Here is a 25,234-nt window from a genome sequence, read left to right on the forward strand (position 1 = left end):
AATTAAAATGATTAATTTCAACGAGCTAACGGAACTAATATTAATTATTGCTGGTTATATTAAGAGCTATAAAACCGATAACGAGTTTTACTTGTGCTCAGATCCGCCTCTTTACTGAGATTCCTATCACAAATCTATTATATTATTTTTTTATAACTGATAATTATCAGTAAGATTTTATATATTGCCTGATTTTTAACGGAGTTTTTAATGAGTGATACCAAAAAAATACACCATGTTTTTATACTGATGGGGGTATCTGGTAGTGGTAAATCTGCAGTTGCGAGTGGGATCGCTCAGAAAACAGGAGCTGCGTTTTTAGATGGTGATTTTTTGCATCCACGTGCCAATATTGAAAAGATGTCGGCTGGCCATGCTTTGAATGATTCTGATCGACTGCCTTGGCTTAAAGCATTGAATGATGCTATTTTTGCTATGCAAAGAACAAATAGTGTTTCTTTAATTGTTTGTTCCGCTTTGAAAAAAAAATATCGAGATATTTTAAGAGATGGAAATCAACATCTGTCATTCCTTTATCTTGAAGGAGACTTTAAGTTAATAGAAGGCCGATTAAAAAAGCGTAAAAATCATTTTTTCAAACCAAATATGTTGGTCTCGCAGTTTGACACTTTGGAAGTACCCAGTAATGATGAAAAAGATGTGTATGTCATCGATATTAAGCCACCATTAATTGAGGTTATTGATAATACAGTAAAATTAATTGATGAAATTATTACTAAGGAAAATAGATGAACACGCCTATTCCTGAAACATTCAATATGCTGATATTGACCTTGACTGCAGCAGGTGCAGTCTTTTTATTGTTGTTTCTGGTTATGTATGCAAGATTACACGCTTTCATTGCATTGATGGTAGTTTCTATTTTAGCGGGACTGTTTTCTGGCATGCCGGTTAAAAAAATTATAGAAACAATGCAAGAAGGTATGGCAGGAACATTAGGATTCTTAGCAATTGTTGTGGCATTGGGCGCCATGTTTGGACGAATACTCCATGAAACGGGCGCATTAGAGCAAATTGCGATAAAATTAATAACTTGTTTTGGTGAAAAGCGGACTAATTTAGCTATAGGTATTACAGGATTAATTTGTGCATTGCCACTTTTTTTTGATGTCGCCATAGTATTATTAATTGGTATTGTTTTTACCATTACTAACCGTTTAGGCGGGAATGTTGTTAAAACAGCTATCCCGCTCTTTGCTGGAGTAGCTGCTGCTGCTGCATTTTTACTTCCGGGCCCAACGCCAATGTTGGTTGCATCTCAGATGAATGCTGATTTTGGTTGGATGATTTTAATTGGCATATGTGCAGCGATCCCTGCAATGCTTATCGCTGGCCCATTATTTGGTAATTTTATTAGCCAACATGTTTTTATTGCGTTACCTGAAAATTATCAAGGTAATAAGAGCAAAAAAGGAAAAATGCCAAGTTTTACATTCAGCTTATTAATCGTACTATTTCCTTTAGCGTTGGTAGGATTGAAAACATTAAGTAATTATTTTTTGGTAAAAGATTCTGTTGCAGAGCAATGGTTAGAGTTTATTGGCCACCCATTTATAGCATTGCTGTTAGCTTGTCTATTTGCTATCTATGGTTTAGGGTTTCGCTATGGTATGAATAGAGAAAAAGTGATGGAAATCTGCTCCGCAGCGATCCAACCGGCAGGAATTATTTTACTCATAACAGGCGCTGGAGGCGTTTTTAAGCAAGTTTTAGTAAATTCAGGTGTTGGGCCAGTATTAGGTAATGCGTTAATGAATACTGGTTTACCAATCGCATTGGCTTGTTTTGTCTTAGCGGCTGCTGTACGTATTATTCAAGGCTCAGCGACGGTAGCTTGTTTAACAACTATTGGGCTTATATTGCCGGTTATCAGTGAGTTAGGTTATTCTGGCGCTCAATTAGCTGCTTTGGCAGTTTGTATTTCTGGCGGATCAATTGTACTAAGCCACGTAAATGACTCTGGGTTTTGGTTATTTAGTAAATTTACTGGTGCTAGCGAGGGCCAAACATTAAAAACTTGGACTTTAATGGAAACCATTCTAGGGACAGTTGGTGCGATTATAGGGATGCTATTTTTTGTTTTTCTTTGATGCTAGCGAATAAACCGAATTTTAAATGATGCTATTCTGTTAGGGATCAGTGTGTTTATATTAAAAAAATAATAAAATCCATACATTTATTATGTATGGATTTTATTTTTAGTAATTATTACAGCAAAGTCGATCAAATATGTTTTGGCATATTCTGTTGAACTTGGGTGATTAATTCTTCGTTACTAGAGAACATCTGTTGTAAATAACGATTATATTCTCTTCCAAGTTGTGAGTAGTTTTTCAGATGATCAATTAATACACTAGTATTTAATGAATTCTGAGTTCTACGCTGCTGTGCGCGTGAATTGCGTAATAATTGATAGGCATTATTAGTATTCAAATTCTTTAAGTATGCATAGACAGATGCATCGACAGATGAATATACCGCATAGCCTTTGATGGTACCTTTGCTATAGGTACACTTACGACCGCATTTCATGCCAAACAAGTTATTATTTTTCTGTGCTAAGCCAGAAGCTCCCCAACCTGATTCTGTTGCTGCTTGGGTAACAACAAAATGGGTAGGAATAATATCTACACGACTTAGCAGATTGTTCCAGTTTAAGCTAGCAGGGGAACTGCATTGTATATTATAACTGGTACAAATCTGATTTAGTCGTTGTTTATCGGCTGCATTCCAATTTTTATTGTAACGCTTGGATAATAACCACTGACGATCTTTCATGATCTTGTAGTTGTATTTTTCAATTATTGGGACAATTGCTTTTAAAAACGCTTTCTTGCGAGCTGCTCCTGATGGGTATTTGCGCATATCAGGCAGACGAGTTAGTTCTTTTGTCTGCACAGGTTTGTAATAATACTCATTTAGAGACAAACTCGTACTGGTTGATGAATAACTAAAACTAGTTGATAACAATAACATCAAGAAAGCGAAGACGGCGTTAGTCCTCATCGTTCGAGAGGGCATGGCGCTTCTCCTCGTTTCAAGTTGAACAAAAATTGCACAAATCCTAGCAGATAAATTTAACAAGTGCTACTCATTATTAGCCATATATTAGTTATATTTTAGTTTTAATTTGTTATTTTTAATGAAAAATAATATTATTTTTATTTTACAATAAGTTGCATTTTTTAATATATAAAAAAGTTAAATTTAATTAATTAATTAGTGAACTACTCTATTTTTAGCATAAATTAATCATTTTATTGCTGCTTTAGCGCTAAATTATCGCGAATTTCAGTAAATTTCGCTATTTGTGAAAAGTCTTCACGCGTCCAGTAACCATTTTTAGCGGGTAACACAGTAGAATATTTTGTTGGCCACAGTTGTAGTTGCGCAAATTGGGATAAATTATAATGTTTATAATTCTGAGGAAGTGACAGTTTGTGTCCGTGTTGGATATTTTTAGGTGGCATGACTGGCATACGTGTACTACTGGTTTCATAGTCTCGTTTTAGCAACAGAAATTTTTCAGGTACATGCATTTTGCTATTCCACCATAGATTATCTTCCTGATCGAACATTTGTTGGGTTTCTTTTTTAGTGTAAGCACCTAATTCTTTTAGTGCTAATGGTAATATTTTAGCCATAGCAGTACTAGATTGTGATACTGAACTTGCTTGACCTTGTAAAATTAGTGTCAGGGCAAGACGAGCGCCTAACAAGTTGGAATAGAGATCTTCAGGTGAAAAAGCGGAAATGCATTCAGAAAAACCAGGTACAGATTCATAGCCATAACTTTGAGCAATTTCATGCCAGGCAGCTAATTCAAATGCTAACTCAGCCGCGAGGTAAGCACTTAGTGTATAACGTTCAAGATAGGAAGTTGATGGTTTGGTGGCAAAAAGTTGTATTTTGCGGGTAGCTAATTCATCATCCAGTTGTATTTGATAATTTTCTCCCAGATGAGCAAAAATTTCAGTAAAAAGATATAGGGTATAATCTGCAGTATCTTTTACATGGGCAATGTCAATAAACCCTCCTTTTTCTGTATAAAGAATGCCTAATTTTTCTTTACTAAGTCCGCTAAGGGCTGTTAATGTCCCCCAAAAGCTATCATTATAATGATGTTCACCTAGTTTGTTTGCTTCAACAATATTTTCAATTCGATAAAAAGGGATTGGTATTTGCCAAAGTTTAACTTTGAGATTATAACCAAAAGCACAACAAGGTCTTAAGCCTTGCGGTGGTGTTATTGATTGCATAACAGGCCAAACCCTGTGTGCTTCTTCGTGAGTTTCTGTTTTGAGTACTGGCTGTATGGTTATTGAAGTTGTTGCGTTTTCTTTACAACCGATTAAGAAAATGCAAAGGCAGATAATCTGAACAAATAATTTCAAATTCAACCTCCAATCTTTCACATACAGCAATCTGTACTGTTTAACTGAATTATCTTTTTTAAAGATTGATGGTATAAGCCAGAAGTACATAAATCAATCAACTTAATGAGTAATATTATTTTATTTAAAAACGAAATTCGCCCGAGATATAAAAACTATTGCGATTATTAAATCCCACCTCAGTTAAAATATTAAAGTGACGAGTAATTTCGATTCTAGCACCCATCGTACTATTCCATTTGTGCGCAAGATGTTGTTTAACATCAAATTTCATATTAGGATCATCAAGCAATTTAACTAATCCGGCGAATTCTTCAGGTAAATTCAGATTACTAATATTGCCTTTAAAGCGTTGAGTTATATCCTGATACATAGCACCTACCCATACATGTACTTTGGTATTGCCTTGTCCTGATAATAAAGGCTGAAAAGTAAACTCGTAGCCGATGCGCGGCGTAATAACTAACGCACTTATATCCCCATCTAAAATATCAAGGTTAGTACGCGTATAATTAGCATCTAAAGTAGCAAAGAATTGCTTGTAGCCACCAGCTAGAACCACGCCACCACCGTAGGTTTTCCCTTCAAAATCTAATACGAAAGGCATATTTCGTGCAAAATCTAGTTCTGCATCCCCCAAATAAACGCCAGCCAATTTGGTTTTCGAGGAACCTTTGGTTTTGCCATAAACGCCATATATATTTAAAAAAGGTAATACCCAAGTATCTAATTTTAACATATGCGATTCATTTTTCTCGCGGGTATGGCCGGCATTTATTGTTATTAAATCAGAAAATCCTGGGTATTTTGGTGAGATAAAATTAATTTTATCTACGACTACGTCCTGCCGTAGGTTCATATAGCCATAACCAATACCAAATGGTTCAGGTAGATCATAACCACGAGCTCGTGCTTCATTACCCCAAATTGGCAAAATACGAGACTCGCTCTGTACCGCTGGCCGGGATAGATCATCATCGCGTTGCTGCTGATAAGAGGACTCATTGACTGTGATTGATAATAATGGTCGCTCTTGTGCGAAACTCGAGTATGGCAGAGTAAAAGTCATTATTAGTAACAATAATTTATAAAGGCGAATAGATTTCATTGATTAAAGACACCATTTGATATGTAAAATGTTTGAAAAGTAGAGTAAGCAAACGGGAATAGCTGATTTTGGTTAAGGGAGTGACGCAGCTATATTATTATTTATTAAATATTTTTTTGTTAGTCGCATTGCATATCCTATAAAATTGTAGAAATATAAATTATTGTCTAATTTTTTAATTATGGTCAGTTTTTGTAGTTAAAAGCATTCAGATTATATTTTCAATATAGAAAATCAAATTATTCTATTTTTTCATAAAAATCCTATAAATTTTTTTATGAAAATATAACTCTGATTGAGAGGCTATAGTCATATCAAAATTAACTTGTATTTAGGATTATCTATTTTTTAAATTTTAATTAACTAAAACATATAAAACTTGTTTAAATGTGCCATGATAATGTGAACGAATTGTATAGTAATTTGCTTCATCAAGTGATTGTAGTAGAAATTGGATTTTTTAGTGCTTAATATGTAAATATTTTTAAAATTATTTGAATAAATATTTTTTAAAAGCTTTTTGGTTAGCTTAATCGTAACCAATTTTTTGAATTGATTAAATAAATAAGAGCAACGACTGGTGTCACAAATTTCTCATCGATTGCTTAATTAGTTATCTATTTGATAATTACTATGGTTATTTTTGTTAATGGCGGATTTTTTAAATATAGGATGTTTTTAACTTATCTAATATTGAGTGTTTTATCTGACTTTTTTATAGTAAAAATATTATTGATTTAGTACTGTTTACTATAAGAATAATAGTTTTTTATTGAATGAAAAGCTTTTTTCTTATTTTGAATTATTTTATTTATATTATTGTTAATTGATTTGGCTAATTTCGGATATTGAAAGTAAATGTGGCAATTGTTGACTAGAATAAATAGCTTGATTTATTTTGAACTATGGTTTTTTGCTAATATTTTTAAAAAGATAGATACTCTTTGAACTTATAATATCAAAGAGTATAAATCAAAATTTAAACTGTTAAATGGAACGCAAAACAATAATACCTGGCCGTGAGCGAATATAATCAAGTAGAGGTGTATCAACAACTTTCATATTTTTTGCAAGTGATGATGCATTGCGATAAAAAATTTGCTCTCCTTTTTTAATAACCATGCCGACATGAGAAACATCTAAGCCATCCAGCTTTGAATAAATTCCTATGTAATCTCCGGTTTTTAATTTTTGTAATGTATGTGAGTTTACTTTGTCTGATGGAATATAATTAATTTTACGCTCGATGATATTTAAATCAGGAATAAATTTGCTACCATCAGACTTAAGATTAAGATGTTTAGTTACGGTAATATAGTCATCACTTATTTTATTTGTAATATCATTGGCATTTTGTGGAGAATTAGCAAACCAATCAGAGAAGAAATGCTTTCTTTTTAAGTAACTAACATTGCTATCTGTATAGCGTGTTTTTTTCAGATTTTGTAAAAATGTTTGTTTGTTGGTTGAATGACTAATTGCTTGTATATAATCCAGTAAAGTAAAACAATCAACGCCATTGAAATTGACAACTAAATCTTCCGGTATAGTTGGTGAACCGACAAGTGTATTGGCTTTATAAGGTGTATTTAGGAAAGAAGCTGATATTTCATTTAATAGATCGCTTCTTTCAGCATATTGATTAGGAATAACTTTAGTCGAGATTATTTTATCTAATTTTTGTTCCGTTTTTTTATCAATTTCTATGTTATAGGCTACAACGTGACTAGATGAGATAAAAGTTAAGAACATAATTATATATTTGAGCATAAAAATCTCCTTATTGCCATACGATGGATCACAGATGATATCAGATTTTTATAAAATTGATAAAAATATGTTTTATTCAACTAATAATTTTTAGTTTTATTATATAACTTTATGATATAAAAAATAATGAAATGATATAAAATTTTATTTATACAAAATTAATTAACAATATGATTTTTTTGAAATAATATTTTTTCTATAACCAATCTTTAATGGCTTTATATTGTGAGTTATTTTATGCAAATATTTATTTTCATTATTGTTATTTGATTAAAAGAGATGAAAGTAATAAATGGTATTAATTTTAAAAATGTTGATTATTTGCAATAGATAGGATTGAGTTTGAATTTATCTATGATTTTATATTATTATATTGATTTTTTATAGTTAATAGTTCATTTTATAAAGTTTAAGAAGGTTAGAGAAATGATTTTTATATTAATTTAATGAATGATGATGTAATTGTTATTTATATAATGTGATGATTGTGTAATTAATAGCATCTGGATAGTTATTAATGTAGTTTTGCTATAGTATTATTAAACCATTGAATGGTAGTTTAATAGATAACTCATTGGAAAAGTCACGATTAGTGAGTATAAGTGACAATATTACAGATTAAGTATTGTTAATGTAAGTTTATTAATGAGTTATTAAATGTTAAGAATCTAGCAATACTAAAAGTTAAAAATTTTATTATGATAAGATAACTGCCTATTAAATATCATGTTTTTATATTGTTAGTTGTTTATTGAAAATCATTAAATAAAATTTTCTATTAGAACATTGACAATAGAATAACTATCAATGCTATTAAGGTTAATCATTTATTAAGTTGAGGGGTGGTAAATGGTCGTTGATTTTTCTATATTAAGAAGAGTAAATAATAACGTTATTCATTATTTAGACGAAGTCTTGTTTACTAGTCACAATTTTTATTTCTATACAAGGATAATGTATGAGTTTCAATATAAATATAGGTAAAATGATTAAATTTAAACGAAAAGAAAAAGGATTTTCTGGAGAATTATTAGCTGAAAAAATTGGCGTTAGTCAACAACAGCTCTCACGTTATGAACGTGGGGTCAATGATATTAAAGTAAATACATTATATTCAATTACTCAAGCATTAAATATACCAATAGATTCATTTTTTGCAGAATTAATAGAAAACGAATCAAAAATGAAGCAGAAGAATGCACAATTTGATGAATTTTCATTGTTAGCAGAAAGTGTTATTTTAGAATAATCAAATATAGATTATATTGAGCTTTGTATTTTTATTGTAAATATTTAAGATATTTTATTTTTTAAATTACGATGTTTTTATAAATTAATTTTTAGAATAGTCAATGATTTCAATATTTAATAATATCAATTTTGTTATAATACTATATTTAATAACTTTATATTAATTTAAATATTCATATTATTAATCATATCAAATTAAACAATATAAAATTTTGCCAAAGTTGAGTATTCTATTCAATAACTTTGTACTACATAAATTGTTTTATTGTATTTTGACAATAACTCAACATAAACATAATAAATTCAATTTGTATACTAACAATTATAAAATATATTTTTTGCTATATTTATTTCAATCAAACTTTTAAAATAAAATAATCATGAGATATAAATTTTGAGTTATTAAATTTTTATACATATAGAATAAAATTATTTTAGTTATAGTAATATCCAGCTAATAAAGATAAAAAATAATACTACTATTAACAGTTGATTATAATAATATAATACTGTGATTTAAAAGCAAATTGTACAATTTATTGTTATATATGATATTTTTAGGTAATTGTTAGATAGCACTTTCGTTACTAGTATAAATAAGATATCTTAGTCCACAGTTATAATAAGAATAATGTTAATAAGTAATAAGGTTCCTAATAGGATAAAATTTTTATTCTTTTTTATTGTTGTGATGATTTATTTTTTGTATCAATATAATGAATAGATAATTAATTTTTTTGAAACATAGTTAAAGCGACTCTTATTATTCTAATAATATATCTTATTATTATAAGAAGATATTAATTTATTTTTTTAATAATTTAATAGTATTTTTATTATGTTTAAATTTTTATTTATAGATATATAACGTTCAGTAATTTTAATTTAAAAAAATATGAGTTAATAGATTAAATTTTAATGTAATGATTGATTTGAAATGTATAATTTAATTTATATATTGTGATGAATTTATTTATGATTATTCATAATTTTATTTAAAAAAGGAAAACACATATGAGGATCATATTATTAATTAATTTTATTATCTGTAATTTTTATTATATGAATCTAGCCTTTGCGAAATGTAACGCTGTTGCAGGACTACTAACAATAAGTGGAAGAGATATTGTTGTAAAAAATGAAACCCCTGTTTCTACACTATTAGATACTTTTTCATTAGGTTCTTTTCAAACATATCGTTGTGATGATAATAATACAGCAAATATGCGAACAGGTGGAAGGGCTTATGGTGATTTTGCTACTTATATAGATGGAATCAGAGTATACAAGACTAATATTGAAGGTATTGGTTATTCATTTGGTGTTCAATCGATGTGTGGTGATTTATCATTTCCTACTGAAGGTTGGAGGGAAGATTTAGATAATATAGCAACTTGTTGGAATGAAGATATTTGGAACCAGATAACACATAATTTTGAGGTCAGGATCTATAAAATAGGCCCTACTACAGGAAGTGGTATTGTTGAAAAGAAAAAAATTGGAGCCACAATTTTAGCGTTTAATAACCAAAATACATTGGCACATGAAAATTCAATTTTTTTAAATAATTTTAGAGTTGTGACGTTGAATACTAATGATAATAAGCCGGATAATAATGGCTCAATTGATAATAGTGCCGGCCAAGGCAATAATAACATTAATAATGGTTCGCTAGATAATAGCGGTGGCCAAAGTGGAACTAGTGGGCAGGAAGGTAATAATAGTGAGCAAGGCAATAATAATGGTTCGCTAGATAATAGCGGTGGTCAAAGTGGAACTAGTGGGCAGGAAGGTAATAGTAGTGAGCAAGACAATAATAATGGTTCGCTAGATAATAGCGGTGGTCAAAGTGGAACTAGTGGGCAGGAGGGCAATAGTAGTGAGCAAGGCAATAATAATGGTTCGCTAGATAATAGCGGTGGTGAAAGTGGAACTAGTGGGCAGGAAGGCAATACCAATAATAGTACTAATACCAATGAGAGTACTAATGCCAATGAGAGTACTAATACCAATGAGAGTACTAATGCCAATGAGAGTACTAATGCCAATGAAAGTACCAATGCTAATGAGAGTACTAATATAAATAGTAGTAGTAACACCAATAGTAGTAGTAATACCAATCGCAGTACCAACACCAATAGCAGTACTAACACTAATAACAGCACTAATACCAATAGAAGTAGTAATACCAATAGAAGCAGCAATGTAAATAAAAGTGGTAATAGTAATAATATTAGGTTTAACTATCAATATAGTCATTAAAAATAATATCACTCTTTGGTAAATATTTATTTATGAAAGATTACAATAATATTTTTATAAATATATAAAATATATAGGTAGGGTGGGTCGATTGATTTAGCTCTACCTTTATTGAATATATTTGAAGAAAGCATTAATTTAGTCGAATGTATAATTAAATGATATTTTTAATACTCCTGAGTTTTATTTGTAAATTGTTTTAAATTTATCTACTTTGATAAACCCTAATTTAATAAAATTATTAATTAAAAATTGAGTTGTATGGTAATGTTTTTATTTTAAATATTAATTATTATAACTCTATTTTAATGAAAGGAAAATTTATGAGGATTATATTGATAATTATTTTTATTATTTCTAGTTTTTGTTATACAACTTTTGCTTTAGCTCATTTTAATGATTTTTTTAGTTTTAATCGCTTAATGAGTTTTGGTATTTGCGATGCTATTAGTGGACCGCTGACAATAAATGGAAAAGATATTACTGTTCAAAATGATACACCTATTGGTACTTTGTTAGCCACCTTCACATCAAGTTCATTTAAGACTTATCGTTGTGATAATAATACTAAAAATATGATTAGCGGTGGCAAACTTTATGGTAAATTTGCGACCCTAATAAAAGGTATCAGGGTATATGAGACAAATATCGCAGGAATTGGTTATACACTTGGTGTTCAAACAATGTGTCCAGATATAGTTTTTCCAACTAAAGGTTGGAGAGATAATGTAGATAATATCGATGTTTGTTGGTCAAATAAGGTTTGGAATCAGATAACTCATAATTTTGAGGTCAGGATCTATAAAATAGGTGCTACAGCAAATGGAATTGTTGAAAAAAAACAAATTGGCGCAACTATTTTGGCATACAAAGATACCAGCATCTGGGCTGAGGAAAATCCAGTATTTTTAAATAGTTTTAGAGTAACAACAATAGATAATAGTAATAAGCCAAATGACAATAAAATAAATGATAATAAATCAAATGATAATAAGCTAAGTGGCAATATTCAACATCATCATCAACACTATCATAGACATTATCACCAACATAATTGGCCTAATAATAACAATATAGATATTAATAAAAATATGAACAACAATGCCAATAATAACATCAATAATAACATCAATAATAACGCCAATAATAATGCTAATAACAACACCAATAATAATGCCAATAATAACACTAATAATAACGTCAATGATAACAACAATAACAACACTAATAATAATGAAAATAATAACGCAAATAATAACGCTAATGAAAGTGACAATAATGATTTGTAATTTTGAATAACAATATTTTCTGGTATAATTGATTAAATTTTTTAAATATCTAGATAAAAGATTTTTATTAATGTTTAGATAAAATTATATTTTATCTCTAGTGGCAATAAATATACAGATAAAAAAAAATTAACTAATGTTATTAATATTATTTTTTAATAAAATTTTAATTACTAAATCGATTTTTATAAAAACTCTATTTTAGTAAATTTATTTATAAATGTTAAAGATTAAACACGCAAATCTACCCTAATAAAAGAGGTGCTTATGAGAAATATGTTATGGATCCTTTTGGCTGTATCTAGTTTAAGTTATAGTGCTTTATCTTTTGCTGGATGTATTGCTGTTGGGGGGCCATTAACAATAAATGGCAGAGATATTATTGTACATGATGATACTCCTATCGGTTCTTTATTAGACACTTTTACCATCGGTTTACTACAAACTTATCATTGTGATGACAATAATACCAAAAATATGACTACCGGAGGAAAGTTGTATGGTGAATTTTCAACGACTATAGATGGTATTAGGGTGTATAAAACCAATGTTGCAGGGATTGGTTATTCGCTTGGCGTTCAAACAATGTGTCGTGGTGGTATGATCTTTCCATCTAAAGGTTGGCGAGATAATATAGATAATATTGCTGTTTGTTGGTTTAGCCATACCTGGAACCAGATAACCCATAATTTTAAGGTCAGGATCTATAAAATAGGGCCGACGGCAAGTGGAACTGTAACCAAGAAACAAATTGGTGCCACTATTTTGTCATATAATAACCATAATAATTGGGCTGAGGAAAATCCGGTATTTTTAAATGCTTTTAACGTTGCAACAACAGGTAATAATAGTAACCAGGATAACAACAATAATAGTAATCAACATAATAACAACAATATTGATAAAGATAATCATCATAATCATATTTGGCCTAATAATGGAAATAATGGCATGAGTCATAATACTAATAATAATAATTTTTAATCTGAAATAAAGGTTATTAACCTACATATAACCGAAAGTTATTTAGTTATAGGGATTTGTTTTTTTAATGTTTATCTACATTATTAAATAAAATCTTTTATATTGAAATGTAAACAGAACTAAAGGTAATTTATTATCAATAATGATAATGCTGCATATATCAAATCAATAAAATGAAATAAAAAAGCTATTTTTATTAAATAATATCTTGTTGTAAGTTATTTATAATTTATAGCAAGTCATGAAATTTAATATTTTTTAATGGCAGTTCAATTAATAAATTAATTTATATAATTATCTCTATCTATTCATTTTATAAGTAAATCTATTTATAACTTTAAATAATTTTCTTTTGAAATCTATTTTAATAAGGAACATGTTTATGAAAAATTTATCTTTGATTATGCTACTTACTTATAGTTTTGGTTATACCACATCGGTTTTTGCTCAATGTATTGAGATTGGTGGACAGATAAAGGTCAATGGGAGAGATATTATTGTGACCGATGATATGCCTGTAGGTACATTATTAGATACGTTCACAACCGATTTAATTAAAACTTATCAGTGTTCTAACGTAAAAAATATGACTACTGGTGGAAGAGCATATGGTGAATTCGCTACAGATATTGATGGTGTGAGAGTATATAAGACAAACATTGCCGGGATTGGTTATGCATTAGGTATTAATTCAATGTGTGGAAAAATGCTTTTTCCGTCAAAGGGCTGGATTAATAATTTAGATGCTACGTCTACTTGCTGGACTAGTGGACGCTGGGATCCGATAACACACAAATTTGCTGTAAGAATTTATAAAATAGGCCCGACAGGCAGTGGCGATGTGGCTATGAGAAGAGTTGGAGCAAGCAATCTTTTTTATGATGATACAAAAAGTTGGGCAAAAGAAAATTCGGTTTTTTTAAATTCTTTTAAGGTTACAACCTTAGGCGGTGATGGTAACGGGCAGGGTAATAACAATGGTGGAGGCCAAATTAATAATGGCGGTGGGCAAGGTAATAACAATGGCGGTGGGCAAGGTAATAATAACTGGGATGGGCAGCATAATAGAGATAGAGGTAGCCAGGGTAATAACAATGGAGGTGAACAGGGTGGTAACTAGAATAATAATAACTCCGTTTGGCCTAATGGTGATGTAAATAACAACTCTGTTTGGCCTAATGGTAATGTAAATCATAATATAAATAATAACTTGGATAGAAATGTTCACTATTAAAAAGCTAATAGTTGAAATTATTCGTTTATTTGTTTAGGAATTTTTATATTTCAGATGGTGATTTTTTCTTATAGGTAGAATTTATTGTGATAATTCTACCTAAATTATACCTAATACCTATTGTAAACTAATAAGTAGATTTAATAATTTTAAAGTTATCTGAAATTTTATTGTATTGACTATTTTACATAATGCTTGTGTTAAAGTATGTGAGCAATTTTATTTAGGTTAGCCATTTAAAATATTAAAAATAAAGTTACTACATTGAACTATTACTTACAGTGATAATTATAATTCAGTCTTACTTTAAATAAGAAAATATTAATTAGCATTTTGTGCTGTTTATAAAAAGTAACAAAATGTATTTTTTGATTAGAATATATTTTTTATATTGAATTAGTCAAAAAATAATAAATATTGATTAATATAAAATTACAGATAATTCTGATAGTTATCATTTTTTTATTTTTCTATTAATAATATCAAAAAGTTATACTGTTATTATAGTTAACTTATTGAATAAATTATTGATTTTTCTTATTTAATATATGATTTTAATGGTATTTTTCTACTGGCGAAAAAGATTTTATGCATTAGTGAAAAAGCAAAATTTTTCTTATATATTAAATTGTTATGACCAATTACCGTGTATAGAATAAAAATATTTTGCTAATTTTAATGAGTATTTTGTTATTTATAAGTGAAATTTCGCAAAATATATGTGTAATAAACTAAATCCATTAATTTTGTTGGGTTTTATTGTTGGTGTTAAATAGTTTTGTGGGATTTAATATTAATATCAATGAATAAAATAAACATTTATTTCTTTTTTATTCATTATGATTGATATTGATGACTGAAAATTGCATAATTAAAGAAACTTACAGATAGTGATTTAATATTCATTAACTGTAAGTATTTTTTTATCGATGAATTTATTTAAAGCGATATTTATCTAAACCCTTATAATAGCAAATACAAAATAAGTTATTTATTTATAGTTACTGTGTTTTCACCTATTAATTTATTCTTATTTAATAAAATTAAATATTACCGTTAAGAAATTATTTCATAACGCTATCTTTTATTTTTATAAATAATAATAGATTGATGTTGTATTAATAACATTGAGGTATTTATGAAATTCCCATTAGTACTGTTAGTTATTAGTGTTATGCCTGTTGCTGCTAATGCTGCTCCGACAATCACTTTCCAGGGAGAGGTAAGTGCACAAACATGTGAAACCGAAGTTAATAAAGAGACTAATTCAATAGTTCTTTTACCTAACGTTTCTGTTACTCAGCTATCTACCGCAGGTAGCACTGCTGGCTTAACACCATTTACAGTGATAATAAAAAATTGTACTGCACCCACTAGTGGTAATATTGATATTAAAACAAAATTTTTAGGGCACAATGTAACCACTGCGGGTAATTTAGCTAATTTGGTAACTTCTGCTGATAATGGGGCAGAAAATGTCGCAATTCAGATTACTACCAATGAAAGTGGAACAACTCCAGTGGTATTAAATGGTGAGACTAGTGTTCCAGGTTTAGTTCTTAAAAAAGATGAAACTACAGCTTCTCATACATTTGGGGTGCAATATATTTCTGAAAATGGTAACGCAAAGGCCGGTCAGGTAAAAGCGATGGTCGAATATACAGTGGGTTATTTATAATTTCTGCTGATCATTTTATTTTAAGCTGAAAATAGCAATATTTTCAGCAATAATTGATTTTAGAGAAATTATTAATTACTAAATATTTATTAAATATAATTTTGTTACAGATATTTATTGACTATAAAGTAATGATTATTTGGATTTTAAAATGAGTAATATATTAACTTCATTTATTGCTATTATCACATTGTTTTTTACTAGTTTAATGTCTTATGGCCATGCTAATGTGGTAATGACAGGAACACGTATTATTTATTATGAAGGAATGAAAGATAAAACGATACAATTATCTAATAATGATAATCATCCGAATGTTATTCAAGTTTGGTTGGAGAATAGTAATAAGAATTCAAGCAAAGAAATGACAGAGATGCCTTTTATTGTTAATCCGCAAATTTTTCGGATAGAAGCTAAATCAGGACAAATAATACGATTAATGTCTGTAGATGATAAACTTCCTAAAGATAGGGAGTCCCTTTTCTATTTTAATTTTAGTCAGGTTCCAGCTTTTAATGAGCAACAGCATCAGGCTAATAAATTAGTATTATTATTTAATACACGAATAAAAATTTTTTATCGGCCTAAAAACTTGTCAGATGATATAAATCAACTGGCGGATAAACTGATATTTAAACAGAGTAATGAGCAAATAGTTGTTGAAAACCCTACTGGGTATTATGCCGTTGTTCATTCTGCGACATTAATTGCTAATGGCCAGTCATTTAAATTAGCGGATTCTATTATGTTATCACCTAAATCAACGACACGATGGAAATTACCGCGGGCTATTAACCGTAACGCAAAAAATATTATACGCCTTACTCTATTGAACGATTATGGTGTTGATGTTGTTACTGAATTACCTTTATTTGCTTAATAATAACCAAAGATAAATATATTTTATTTTGCTATTTTTATTTGTTAGTAGGAAATTAAGTATGTACTGCCCTATTGGATTACTAATGATTTATAAGTCTATGTTAATAGGGCGAATGGTATTTTGTCATTTCCGGCCGACAAAATATGTATTATTATTAACTTTTGTTCCTACTTTAGTCTATTCAACAAATGAGACTTATACTTTTGATCCAACTTTATTTCGTGGTGGGGTAGTAAGCCCGACAATGTTAGCTCAATTTAATCAGGCTAATTCAATTATTCCTGGTAAATATAAAGTTGACATTTATATTAATAATCATTTTTTTCAATCTAAAGAAATAACTTTTGTTAAAAATAAAAATCACACAGTTGGCCCATGTTTTAATTTAGCGACGATCAAGCAAGCTGGGATAATAGTAAAATTAACGGATAAAAAATCCGCTCAAAGTTGTATTTTTTTGCCGGAATATATTGCTGGTAGCCAGGTCAAATTAACTTTATCAGATTTACGACTGGACTTAACCATTCCTGACGATGGATTACAGAATATTCCAAGAGGTTATATTGATCCTAATTTATTAGATGCGGGTAATTCTATTTTTTTTCTTAACTATATTGGAAATTATTATCATATTAATAATGATAACAATGTTAAAGATCAAGATATTGCTTACCTCTCTTTAAATGGTGGTATGAATTTTGGTATATGGCAATATCGGCAACAATCCAATTACACATATTCGCGCCAGTCGGGCGCTAAATGGAGTAACATCCGTAGTTATTTGCAACGTCCTTTTCCCGCTATCGCAGGGATGCTGTCATTAGGTCAATTGGTTACCCAAGGAAAATTCTTTTCTGGTTTGAATTTTAATGGGCTAGCCCTTGCCAGTGATGAGCGGACTTTACCTGATTCCTTGCGTGGTTATGCGCCGGTTGTACAAGGAGTCGCTAATACAACGGCAACCGTTACTATTAAACAAAATGGTAATCAAATTTACCAAAAGACAGTTTCACCGGGTGCTTTCTCGATTACCGATCTCTACCCTACCAGTTATAACGGTGATCTTGATGTGGAAATTAGCGAGGCAGACGGTTCAGTCCGGCGTTTTAGTGTGCCATTTTAAGCGGTGCCTGAATCTCTACGTCCCGGTAGTTATCGCTATAATTTTTCTGTTGGCCGAACACGTAATATTGGCCAAGATTCGGTTTTTGCTGATGCTATTTATCAGTATGGCTTGAGTAATAGTTTCTCTGTTAGTTCAGGTTTGCGGGTTGCTGACAAATATCAGGCCATTATGTTAGGGGGTGTCTATGGTAGTCGATTTGGAGCCCTAGGGTTTAATACCACTTATTCTAATTCAGTTGTTCCTATCGATAATCAATCAGCTGATGGTTCTATACGCCTTCAGGGTTGGATGGCTAATCTGTCTTATAGCCGCACTTTTAATATAACTAATACTACAATTTCATTGGCTGGTTATCGTTATTCGACAGACGGTTATCGCGAACTTTCAGATGTTTTAGGCATCCGTGAAGCCGTTACTCGTGGCACAGCATGGAGTTCTTCAACTTATAGACAACTTAATCGGCTTGAACTGACCTTAAGTCAGCAATTAAATGAATTTGGTAATCTATTTCTTTCAGGCTCAATCCAAAATTATCGTGATAACCGTCCGCGCGATAGTCAGTTGCAATTAGGCTACAATAAAGCGTTTGATAATGGTTTAACAATGAATGTTGTTGTTGCTAGACAGCAGTTGGCCGAATCAAGTGGACATCTAGGCAAAGAAGAGACCTCCACCTCCGTTTCTTTCTCTTTTCCATTGGGTAGTCAATATTCTAGTTATACGCCGACAGTAAGTAGTAGTTATACCCATGGTGGAAATATTGGTGATCAATATCAGGTAATGTTGTCAGGAACGGCGAATGAACAACAAAACATAAATTATAGTGTTGGCGCCAGTTATGTAAGGCAGTATGACCAATCAACCGTTAATGGTAGCTTACAGAAACGTTTTTCTAATACTAATTTGAGTATTAATGCATCTAAGGGCAAAAACTATTGGCAGGCGGGCGCTAATGCTCAGGGCGCTTTAGCGCTTCATAGTGGTGGGATTACGTTTGGCCCTTATTTAGGAGACACCTTTGCTTTAGTTGAAGCTAAAGGCGCATCTGGTGCGGCTGTATTGAATGCACAAGGAACAGTAATTGATGACAATGGCTATGCATTAGTCCCATCTATAACGCCATATCGTTATAATAAGATTATTATCGATCCACAAGGAATGGCGGAAAATTTTGAATTAAATGAGAATGAAAAACAAGTGGCTTCTTATGCTGGCGCCGCGGTTAAAGTCATGTTTAAAACCCGTGCAGGTTATGCCTTATTGATTAAAGCACAGCTAACCGATCATTCTCTTTTACCGATTGGTACGGAAGTTTTTGACCAAGAAAATAATGTGATTGGTATGGTTGGTCAAAATAATCAAGTATATGTCAGAACGGAACAAGCTTCAGGTACGCTACTGTTAAAATGGGGAGAGGCGGCCTCTGAACGTTGTTATCTAGATTACTCGAGTACGGGTCATGTATTAGCTAAACAGCCTATAACGAAATTAACGGCTATGTGCGTGCAACGTTAACCCGCAAGTGGAGAGAGATAATGAAATATACTTCATATTGGTTAAGTACGTATTTATTAATCATAACCCTTTTTACTTTATCGTTCACTGTGAGCGCAAATTGTAGAATAACAGGTGTTTCTCAGACTGAGGATAATCGTTCAGCCCAGATGCTATTTGGTCGCGTTAATCTAACGGATACTTATTTTCAGCCAGTTGGTTCTTTAATGGCTTCTATTGTTGTTCCACTAACCGCTTATACTTTTGGTGGCGCGAATGCCTCTTCGGTATTATGGATCTGTGATGAGGCTGATCTGCCTCAGCTTTATTTTCTGGTAGCAACCAATGGTGATGATAGAGTCGGTGGATTTCATGAAACGGGTCTTATTGATGGATTGCCTGGTGTATATGCATCTTGGCTTGCTTACGTTGGTATAAAACAAACCATGGCTGGTGTTGTGGTGCAACGTAGTTGGAAAAGGGTTCCGCTTACAACTTATTTACTGGTTGAAGGAAGCCAACCAGGAAAAGGTAAAATACATATTCGATTACAAGATATCCCGCCAATGCAAGTGGAACTCTATCGTGTTAGTACAATTCCACCCAATAATGCGGCTTCAAATTATTTTGGTGGGTTAGGTAAAGGCGGATTAGGTTATGCCAGTGCAACAGGTACAAATTATCAATGTACTCAGCCTAATGCTTATATTCAATTTGTTGGACCGGGAATTATACATGACAATGAAGGCGAAGATTCCGCCTATAATTTTCGTTTTTGGGGAGTAGATAATGGTTTTGGCTATGGTTTGCGTCAGTCTATTACACTGAGTAACAATGCTACTTGTGTGGCTAGAAATGCGACACCATTAGTGCTTTTTCCAACTATTTCTAGCCAAGAGTTATTGGCAGGTGGTACCAGAGAAGCTGATATCTCTGTCCAAATCGAATGTAGTGATAATGTAAACTCAGGTACCAGCGGCGGGCAAACAGCAATTGGTATTCAGGTTTCACCAGGTGCTTATCGCGCCGCACAAGGTTTAAATTTAATTAATTCTCAAGGTGGTGTAATGGCTCTAGTTTCAGATAATTATGGCGTTGATCCTACATTAGCAACCGGGGTTGGTATTACATTACGTAGTAGCGTTACTCAACAACCGATGGTATTTGTCGCTCAACCCGGTATTACTGGTATGGGGCCAAGTGGAGAAAGTGCCGGTTGGTATCCTGTGCTTAGAGATGCTAAAAATTTGGGGCCTTCAATTTCTGGTTATACACATTACTTACACTCATACACAGCAGTATTGCAGCAATTGCCAGGTCAAGTTATTAAACCAGGAAAAATACATGCTACGGCATATGTATTGGTAAAAGTACAATGAAGCGATTAACCGTTGTTGTCGCATACTTATCACTATTCTGGTTGATAACAGCTAAAGCCGGGATCATGGCTAATATGACCCGAGTTATTTACCATCAGGGTGATAAAGAACGTTCGGTATTGTTAGCTAATACTAATAGTTATCCGGTTATTGTCCAAAACTGGGTTGATCACGGTGAAGCCGATCCACAAGCAGAAACACCTTTTGTGGTGCTTGCTTCGGTTTTTCATCTAGCAGCGCAAAAGATCCAAGCTATTAGGATTATTTATAATGGTGATCCTTTACCAGATGATAGAGAGTCAGTTTTTTGGTTAAATTTGTATGAAATACCACCTAATTTGCTTGATCAAGCGTTAAAGCAGGAAAATCCTAAAGTAAGCTTGGCAATGAATACCCAATTAAAATTGTTTTATCGCCCGACAAAACTAGCTGATTTTCCTGCAAAGTTAGCAGATAAAATCACCTTTAAACTGCTACAAAAGGGCCAAGAATGGGTATTGGTCTGCAAAAATCCATTACCTTTTCATATTTCTTTCTCACAAATCTTTTTTGAGAGTCCGCATAAGCGCTATTGGATTAAACAACAGATGGATATGATGATCCCGCCATTCTCAGAGCGTATATATCCATTTGAACAACCCATTTCTCAGCAGGCTGGACGGATAGTTTTTTCATATCTGAATGACGCAGGTTTTTCTGTTCGAGAAGTAACCACTTTTCAAACACCCTAGTTTGCTTGCCTATATTAATAATTAAAAGCTATCAGTCTGATCTGTATATGGGCAATAAGTTTTTATTTAACAAAAGAGCACCTAGTATTTGCTTGCTGTTGTTTGGGTATCATCGGCTGATTAGTTTGTTCCTGTTGCGGAACAATATAATTAAGGCCTAATATTTCACTGGTGTATCGGCGGATGTGATTAAGTAATGTTGGATTTTGTTCTAAATGTTGGCCATAGGATGGAATGATTTCATGTAATTTGGCATTCCACTGATTTTTGACTTTATCGGGAAATGCTCTTTCTAATAAATTTAACATAATATAAGGGGAGGTTGATGCGCCAGGTGAAGCACCAAGCAAACCAAAGACGGTCTTATCATTCGAGATAAAAGTTTCAGTACCAAACTGTAATGTAACGGGTTTGTTTTTGGCATTCTTTATGATTTGCACTCGTTGCCCAGCGATAACTAATTTCCAATCTTCTTTTTTGGCGTTAGGATAATATTCTAACAAAGACTGATAACGTTCTTCATCATTTAACATTAATTGACTGACTAAATATCTCACTAAATCTAAGTGTTTGATGCCAATAGCAATGATGGAAATTATATTACTGTCATTAGTAGCAGCAAAAAGATCGAGTTGGCTACCATATTTGAGAAATTTATTTGAGTAAGTAGCAAAAGGGCCAAATAGCACATATTTTTTACCCTCTAAATAGCGGGTATCAATATGAGGAACTGACATAGGGGGAGCGCCAAGTGCTGGTTTTCCATAAACTTTTGCGGTATGCCTATCGACCACCTCAGGATTATCGGTAACCAGAAATTCACCACCGACCGGAAATCCGGCATACTGTTTTGCTTCTTCTAACCCTGTGTATTGTAATAATTTTATCGTTGCACCACCTGCACCAATAAAGACTAAACGCGTTTTTATGTGACTCTCTTCGCCGGTTGTGAGATTCTTAAAACCGATACTCCAAGTGCCATCATCATTACGGCTAATTGCGTTCACTTCGGTTCTGGTCTGTAATTTGAAGTTGGGATGTTTAAGCAGATTGGCAACTAACTGACGGGTTATTTCACCATAGTTTACATCAGCGCCAATATCCATACGCGTTGCTGCAACAGGTTGTTTTTCATCTCTCCCTTCCATAATTAGTGGTGCCCACGATTTAATTTCGTCCGCAGAGGTAGAATATTTCATGCCATAAAACATAGGATTTTTGATCATGGCTGCATAGCGTTTTGCTAAGAAATTAACGTCATCTTTTCCCCAGACAAAGGCAATGTGTGGAACAGGATTTATAAAAGTTTGGGATTGATGAAGAACGCGATGTTTTAATTGGTAAGCCCAGAATTGTTTAGAAATTTCAAATTGATTGGCAATTTCTGTTGCTTGAGTGATATCGATTTGCCCATTTTTTTCTGGCGTATAGTTCATTTCCATAAAGCCTGAATGACCGGTCCCAGCATTATTCCAGCCATTAGACGTGTCACCTGCAATACTATCTAGTCGCTCATACATGCGGATTTGCCAATCTGGTTGCAATTCGGCTAAGTATGTTGCTAGTGTGGCACTCATGATACCAGCACCAATAAGTACAATATTAACAGTAGGTTCATTGGTTGAAGTTTTGATCGGGTATGAAGCTGTTGGTCTAAATAAATAAATTAAAAAAATAATTATTAATAGACAAATAATTACAGCTGTATATTTTAATGATCTCTTCATATGAAAATGTACCTTAATTATCGATGATCACATCAAACATAAAAATTAATTATGGTATTCTGTTGCATACTGCGCAATAATTATATATTTAATGATGTAATCTATTGTTTATTATGAAGTATTTTTATATTTTTGATTGTTAAATAGTAGTTAAAGTTTAATTTTTTATAAAAAATACTTATAATTAGGTATAAATAAAGTCCTTTTAGTGTTCTAAAAATAGATAAATAAAGATAAAAAAATTGATAATAATGCTTAAATGCAAGCTTTTTATGCTGATAAAATAGGAGAAGTTTGGGGTAATACTGTTATTAATCAAACTTTAATCGGTAAATTGTTTTTTCATCGTTACTTTATTATTAAAATAAATAATATTCATAATGATTAAATAAATTTTTATTACTATTTTTGACGGCCTTGGGGTAGATACAGAGGAGTAAAATGATGGAACTCTTAATGGGTGTATTAGTTACGATTGGAATAGGTCGTTATATTATTAAAGGCTATTCAGCTACCGGTGTTTTAATGATTGGCGGCATATTGCTGCTTATTATCAGCGCTATTATGGGTAAAAATATATTACCTAATGATGTGCCAGTGACGGGTTGGAAAACCACCGATATTTTAGAATATATCAAATACCTACTGATGAGCCGTGGTGGTGATTTAGGCATGATGATTATGATCTTATGTGGTTTTGCTGCCTATATGACCCATATTGGGGCTAATGATGTTGTGGTCATAATAGCTTCTAAGCCATTACAAATGATCAATTCACCTTATGCACTCATGGTTGCGGCATATATTGTCGCTTGCTTAATGTCATTAGCAGTGTCTTCTGCAGCAGGACTGGGTGTCTTATTGATGGCAACCCTATTTCCGATTATGGTTAATGTCGGAATTAGTCGTGGCGCTGCAGCAGCAATTTGCGCCTCACCAGCTGCAATAATTTTGGCTCCTACATCAGGTGATGTTGTATTAGCAGCAAAAGCATCAGGCATGCCACTAATTGATTTTGCTTTTAAAACCACGTTGCCTATTTCGATTATTGCTATTATTGCTATGGCCATTAGCCACTTTTTTTGGCAACGCTACCTTGATAAACGTGAACAGGTAAAAACAGAAAAACTTGATGTTAATGAAATAAAGACCAAAGCACCTGACTATTATGCTATTTTACCTTTTACGCCCATTATTGGGGTATTAATTTTTGATGGTAAATGGGCACCTCAATTACATATTATTACTATTATCGTTGGCTGCATTATTCTAACGAGCTTAATTGAATTTGTGCGCTATTTTAGGGTAAAAACGGTATTTGATGGGTTAGATGTTTGTTATCGTGGTATGACTGATGCATTTGTCTCAGTTGTTGTACTGCTGGTGGCTGCCGGCGTATTTGCCCAAGGGTTAAGTACTATCGGATTTATTACCTCGTTAATTAATTTATCACAATCTTTTGGGTCTGGCGCTATTGTAATGATGATTGTGTTGGTGGTGATTACTATGTTGGCGGCAATGACAACGGGTTCCGGTAATGCACCATTTTACTCTTTTGTTGAATTGATCCCACGGTTAGCCGCACAAATGGGAATTAATCCGACTTACCTAGTTATCCCTATGTTACAGGCCTCTAATCTTGGTCGAACAATGTCTCCGGTGTCAGGTGTGGTGGTTGCTGTGTCAGGAATGGCGAAAATTTCACCTTTTGAAGTGGTTAAACGTACGTCTATTCCAGTTTTAGTTGGATTATTGGTTGTTATTATTGCAACTGAAGTTTTAGTTCCAGTTCATCCTGTATAAATTTTCCCAGTTATATCAAATCCGGATCCATGTTTGTAACCGTGTTCCGGCTTTGATTATTGAGTGTGTTAGCCATATTTTAATCTCATGATTTGGAATT

At 32.0% G+C, this 25,234-nt stretch carries 18 protein-coding genes and 1 pseudogene; 14 read left to right on the top strand and 5 right to left on the bottom strand.

The window, feature by feature from the left end:
• Positions 1-210: 210 nt before the first annotated feature.
• Both gntK and gntU read left to right on the top strand, forming a co-directional pair.
• Positions 211-753: a gluconokinase gene (gene gntK, locus H1X92_RS06250; protein ID WP_180559339.1), complete on the top strand. Its 543-nt coding sequence runs from the start codon at positions 211-213 to the stop codon at positions 751-753.
• Positions 750-2,111 (top strand): gluconate transporter, encoded by a 1,362-nt coding sequence (gene gntU, locus H1X92_RS06255; RefSeq protein WP_180559340.1) that lies wholly within the window; start codon positions 750-752, stop codon positions 2,109-2,111. Before gntK ends, gntU begins: the two co-directional genes overlap by 4 nt.
• 133 nt (positions 2,112-2,244) lie before the next feature.
• Here the strand turns inward: gntU and H1X92_RS06260 are convergent, their stop codons facing one another.
• The 4 genes from H1X92_RS06260 to H1X92_RS06275 form a co-directional block, all read right to left on the bottom strand.
• Positions 2,245-3,042, bottom strand: a complete 798-nt coding sequence (locus H1X92_RS06260; protein WP_180559341.1) for a protein bax — start codon at positions 3,040-3,042, stop codon at positions 2,245-2,247.
• A 236-nt stretch (positions 3,043-3,278) separates the two neighbouring features.
• A complete protein-coding gene (locus H1X92_RS06265) occupies positions 3,279-4,421 on the bottom strand; it encodes a DUF4056 domain-containing protein (protein WP_370520674.1) in 1,143 nt (380 codons plus the stop codon).
• A 118-nt stretch (positions 4,422-4,539) separates the two neighbouring features.
• Positions 4,540-5,523, bottom strand: a complete 984-nt coding sequence (locus H1X92_RS06270; protein ID WP_180559343.1) for a hypothetical protein — start codon at positions 5,521-5,523, stop codon at positions 4,540-4,542.
• A gap of 987 nt (positions 5,524-6,510) precedes the next feature.
• On the bottom strand, positions 6,511-7,293 hold the full coding sequence (locus H1X92_RS06275) for a DUF1460 domain-containing protein (protein WP_180559344.1): 783 nt from the start codon (positions 7,291-7,293) through the stop codon (positions 6,511-6,513).
• 958 nt (positions 7,294-8,251) lie between these two features.
• Between H1X92_RS06275 and H1X92_RS16075 the strand changes: the two genes are divergently transcribed.
• The 11 genes and pseudogenes from H1X92_RS16075 to H1X92_RS06330 all read left to right on the top strand — a co-directional run bounded on the left by H1X92_RS16075 (position 8,252) and on the right by H1X92_RS06330 (position 21,604).
• Positions 8,252-8,542 (top strand): helix-turn-helix domain-containing protein, encoded by a 291-nt coding sequence (locus H1X92_RS16075; RefSeq protein ID WP_180559345.1) that lies wholly within the window; start codon positions 8,252-8,254, stop codon positions 8,540-8,542.
• 1,016 nt (positions 8,543-9,558) lie between these two features.
• A complete protein-coding gene (locus H1X92_RS06285) occupies positions 9,559-10,806 on the top strand; it encodes a hypothetical protein (protein WP_180559346.1) in 1,248 nt (415 codons plus the stop codon).
• Between the two features lie 323 nt (positions 10,807-11,129).
• On the top strand, positions 11,130-12,095 hold the full coding sequence (locus tag H1X92_RS06290) for a hypothetical protein (protein ID WP_180559347.1): 966 nt from the start codon (positions 11,130-11,132) through the stop codon (positions 12,093-12,095).
• A 267-nt stretch (positions 12,096-12,362) separates the two neighbouring features.
• On the top strand, positions 12,363-13,079 hold the full coding sequence (locus H1X92_RS06295) for a hypothetical protein (protein WP_180559348.1): 717 nt from the start codon (positions 12,363-12,365) through the stop codon (positions 13,077-13,079).
• A gap of 382 nt (positions 13,080-13,461) precedes the next feature.
• Positions 13,462-14,199: a hypothetical protein gene (locus tag H1X92_RS06300; protein ID WP_180559349.1), complete on the top strand. Its 738-nt coding sequence runs from the start codon at positions 13,462-13,464 to the stop codon at positions 14,197-14,199.
• A 1,252-nt stretch (positions 14,200-15,451) separates the two neighbouring features.
• A complete protein-coding gene (locus H1X92_RS06305; protein ID WP_180559350.1) occupies positions 15,452-15,991 on the top strand; it encodes a fimbrial protein in 540 nt (179 codons plus the stop codon).
• Between the two features lie 151 nt (positions 15,992-16,142).
• A complete protein-coding gene (locus H1X92_RS06310) occupies positions 16,143-16,871 on the top strand; it encodes a fimbrial biogenesis chaperone (protein ID WP_180559351.1) in 729 nt (242 codons plus the stop codon).
• A gap of 115 nt (positions 16,872-16,986) precedes the next feature.
• Positions 16,987-19,224: pseudogene (locus tag H1X92_RS15830) on the top strand (fimbria/pilus outer membrane usher protein); the annotation flags it as partial.
• Positions 19,225-19,230: 6 nt separating this feature from the next.
• A complete protein-coding gene (locus H1X92_RS15835) occupies positions 19,231-19,515 on the top strand; it encodes a FimD/PapC C-terminal domain-containing protein (RefSeq protein ID WP_225507540.1) in 285 nt (94 codons plus the stop codon).
• A 20-nt stretch (positions 19,516-19,535) separates the two neighbouring features.
• Positions 19,536-20,873 carry a fimbrial protein gene (locus H1X92_RS06325; RefSeq protein WP_180559354.1) on the top strand — a complete coding sequence of 446 codons (1,338 nt, stop codon included), beginning with the start codon at positions 19,536-19,538 and terminating at the stop codon, positions 20,871-20,873.
• Entirely contained in the window at positions 20,870-21,604 is a 735-nt protein-coding gene (locus H1X92_RS06330; protein ID WP_180559355.1) for a fimbrial biogenesis chaperone, read from the top strand. Before H1X92_RS06325 ends, H1X92_RS06330 begins: the two co-directional genes overlap by 4 nt.
• Positions 21,605-21,666: 62 nt before the next feature.
• On the opposite strand, the gene mqo is transcribed toward H1X92_RS06330, so the two are convergent.
• Positions 21,667-23,331, bottom strand: a complete 1,665-nt coding sequence (mqo, locus tag H1X92_RS06335) for a malate dehydrogenase (quinone) (RefSeq protein ID WP_180559356.1) — start codon at positions 23,329-23,331, stop codon at positions 21,667-21,669.
• Positions 23,332-23,772: 441 nt separating this feature from the next.
• Here mqo and dcuC point away from each other — a divergent pair, with 441 nt between their 5' ends.
• The gene (dcuC, locus tag H1X92_RS06340; protein ID WP_180559357.1) at positions 23,773-25,134 is read left to right on the top strand and encodes an anaerobic C4-dicarboxylate transporter DcuC; all 1,362 of its coding nucleotides are present in this window, start codon (positions 23,773-23,775) and stop codon (positions 25,132-25,134) included.
• Positions 25,135-25,234: the final 100 nt, after the last annotated feature.

Source organism: Arsenophonus endosymbiont of Apis mellifera, assembly GCF_903968575.1.
Taxonomy (GTDB): domain Bacteria; phylum Pseudomonadota; class Gammaproteobacteria; order Enterobacterales; family Enterobacteriaceae; genus Arsenophonus; species Arsenophonus apicola.

What these genes read in the sequence shown, in the direction of transcription:
- gntK (WP_180559339.1), top strand. Translation starts at nt 211, where the DNA reads ATGAGTGATACCAAAAAAATACACCATGTTTTTATACTGATGGGGGTA.
- gntU (WP_180559340.1), top strand. Translation starts at nt 750, where the DNA reads ATGAACACGCCTATTCCTGAAACATTCAATATGCTGATATTGACCTTG.
- H1X92_RS06260 (WP_180559341.1), bottom strand. Translation starts at nt 3,042, where the DNA reads ATGCCCTCTCGAACGATGAGGACTAACGCCGTCTTCGCTTTCTTGATG.
- H1X92_RS06270 (WP_180559343.1), bottom strand. Translation starts at nt 5,523, where the DNA reads ATGAAATCTATTCGCCTTTATAAATTATTGTTACTAATAATGACTTTT.
- H1X92_RS06275 (WP_180559344.1), bottom strand. Translation starts at nt 7,293, where the DNA reads ATGCTCAAATATATAATTATGTTCTTAACTTTTATCTCATCTAGTCAC.
- H1X92_RS16075 (WP_180559345.1), top strand. Translation starts at nt 8,252, where the DNA reads ATGAGTTTCAATATAAATATAGGTAAAATGATTAAATTTAAACGAAAA.
- H1X92_RS06285 (WP_180559346.1), top strand. Translation starts at nt 9,559, where the DNA reads ATGAGGATCATATTATTAATTAATTTTATTATCTGTAATTTTTATTAT.
- H1X92_RS06290 (WP_180559347.1), top strand. Translation starts at nt 11,130, where the DNA reads ATGAGGATTATATTGATAATTATTTTTATTATTTCTAGTTTTTGTTAT.
- H1X92_RS06295 (WP_180559348.1), top strand. Translation starts at nt 12,363, where the DNA reads ATGAGAAATATGTTATGGATCCTTTTGGCTGTATCTAGTTTAAGTTAT.
- H1X92_RS06300 (WP_180559349.1), top strand. Translation starts at nt 13,462, where the DNA reads ATGAAAAATTTATCTTTGATTATGCTACTTACTTATAGTTTTGGTTAT.
- H1X92_RS06305 (WP_180559350.1), top strand. Translation starts at nt 15,452, where the DNA reads ATGAAATTCCCATTAGTACTGTTAGTTATTAGTGTTATGCCTGTTGCT.
- H1X92_RS06310 (WP_180559351.1), top strand. Translation starts at nt 16,143, where the DNA reads ATGAGTAATATATTAACTTCATTTATTGCTATTATCACATTGTTTTTT.
- H1X92_RS15835 (WP_225507540.1), top strand. Translation starts at nt 19,231, where the DNA reads ATGTTTAAAACCCGTGCAGGTTATGCCTTATTGATTAAAGCACAGCTA.
- H1X92_RS06325 (WP_180559354.1), top strand. Translation starts at nt 19,536, where the DNA reads ATGAAATATACTTCATATTGGTTAAGTACGTATTTATTAATCATAACC.
- H1X92_RS06330 (WP_180559355.1), top strand. Translation starts at nt 20,870, where the DNA reads ATGAAGCGATTAACCGTTGTTGTCGCATACTTATCACTATTCTGGTTG.
- mqo (WP_180559356.1), bottom strand. Translation starts at nt 23,331, where the DNA reads ATGAAGAGATCATTAAAATATACAGCTGTAATTATTTGTCTATTAATA.
- dcuC (WP_180559357.1), top strand. Translation starts at nt 23,773, where the DNA reads ATGATGGAACTCTTAATGGGTGTATTAGTTACGATTGGAATAGGTCGT.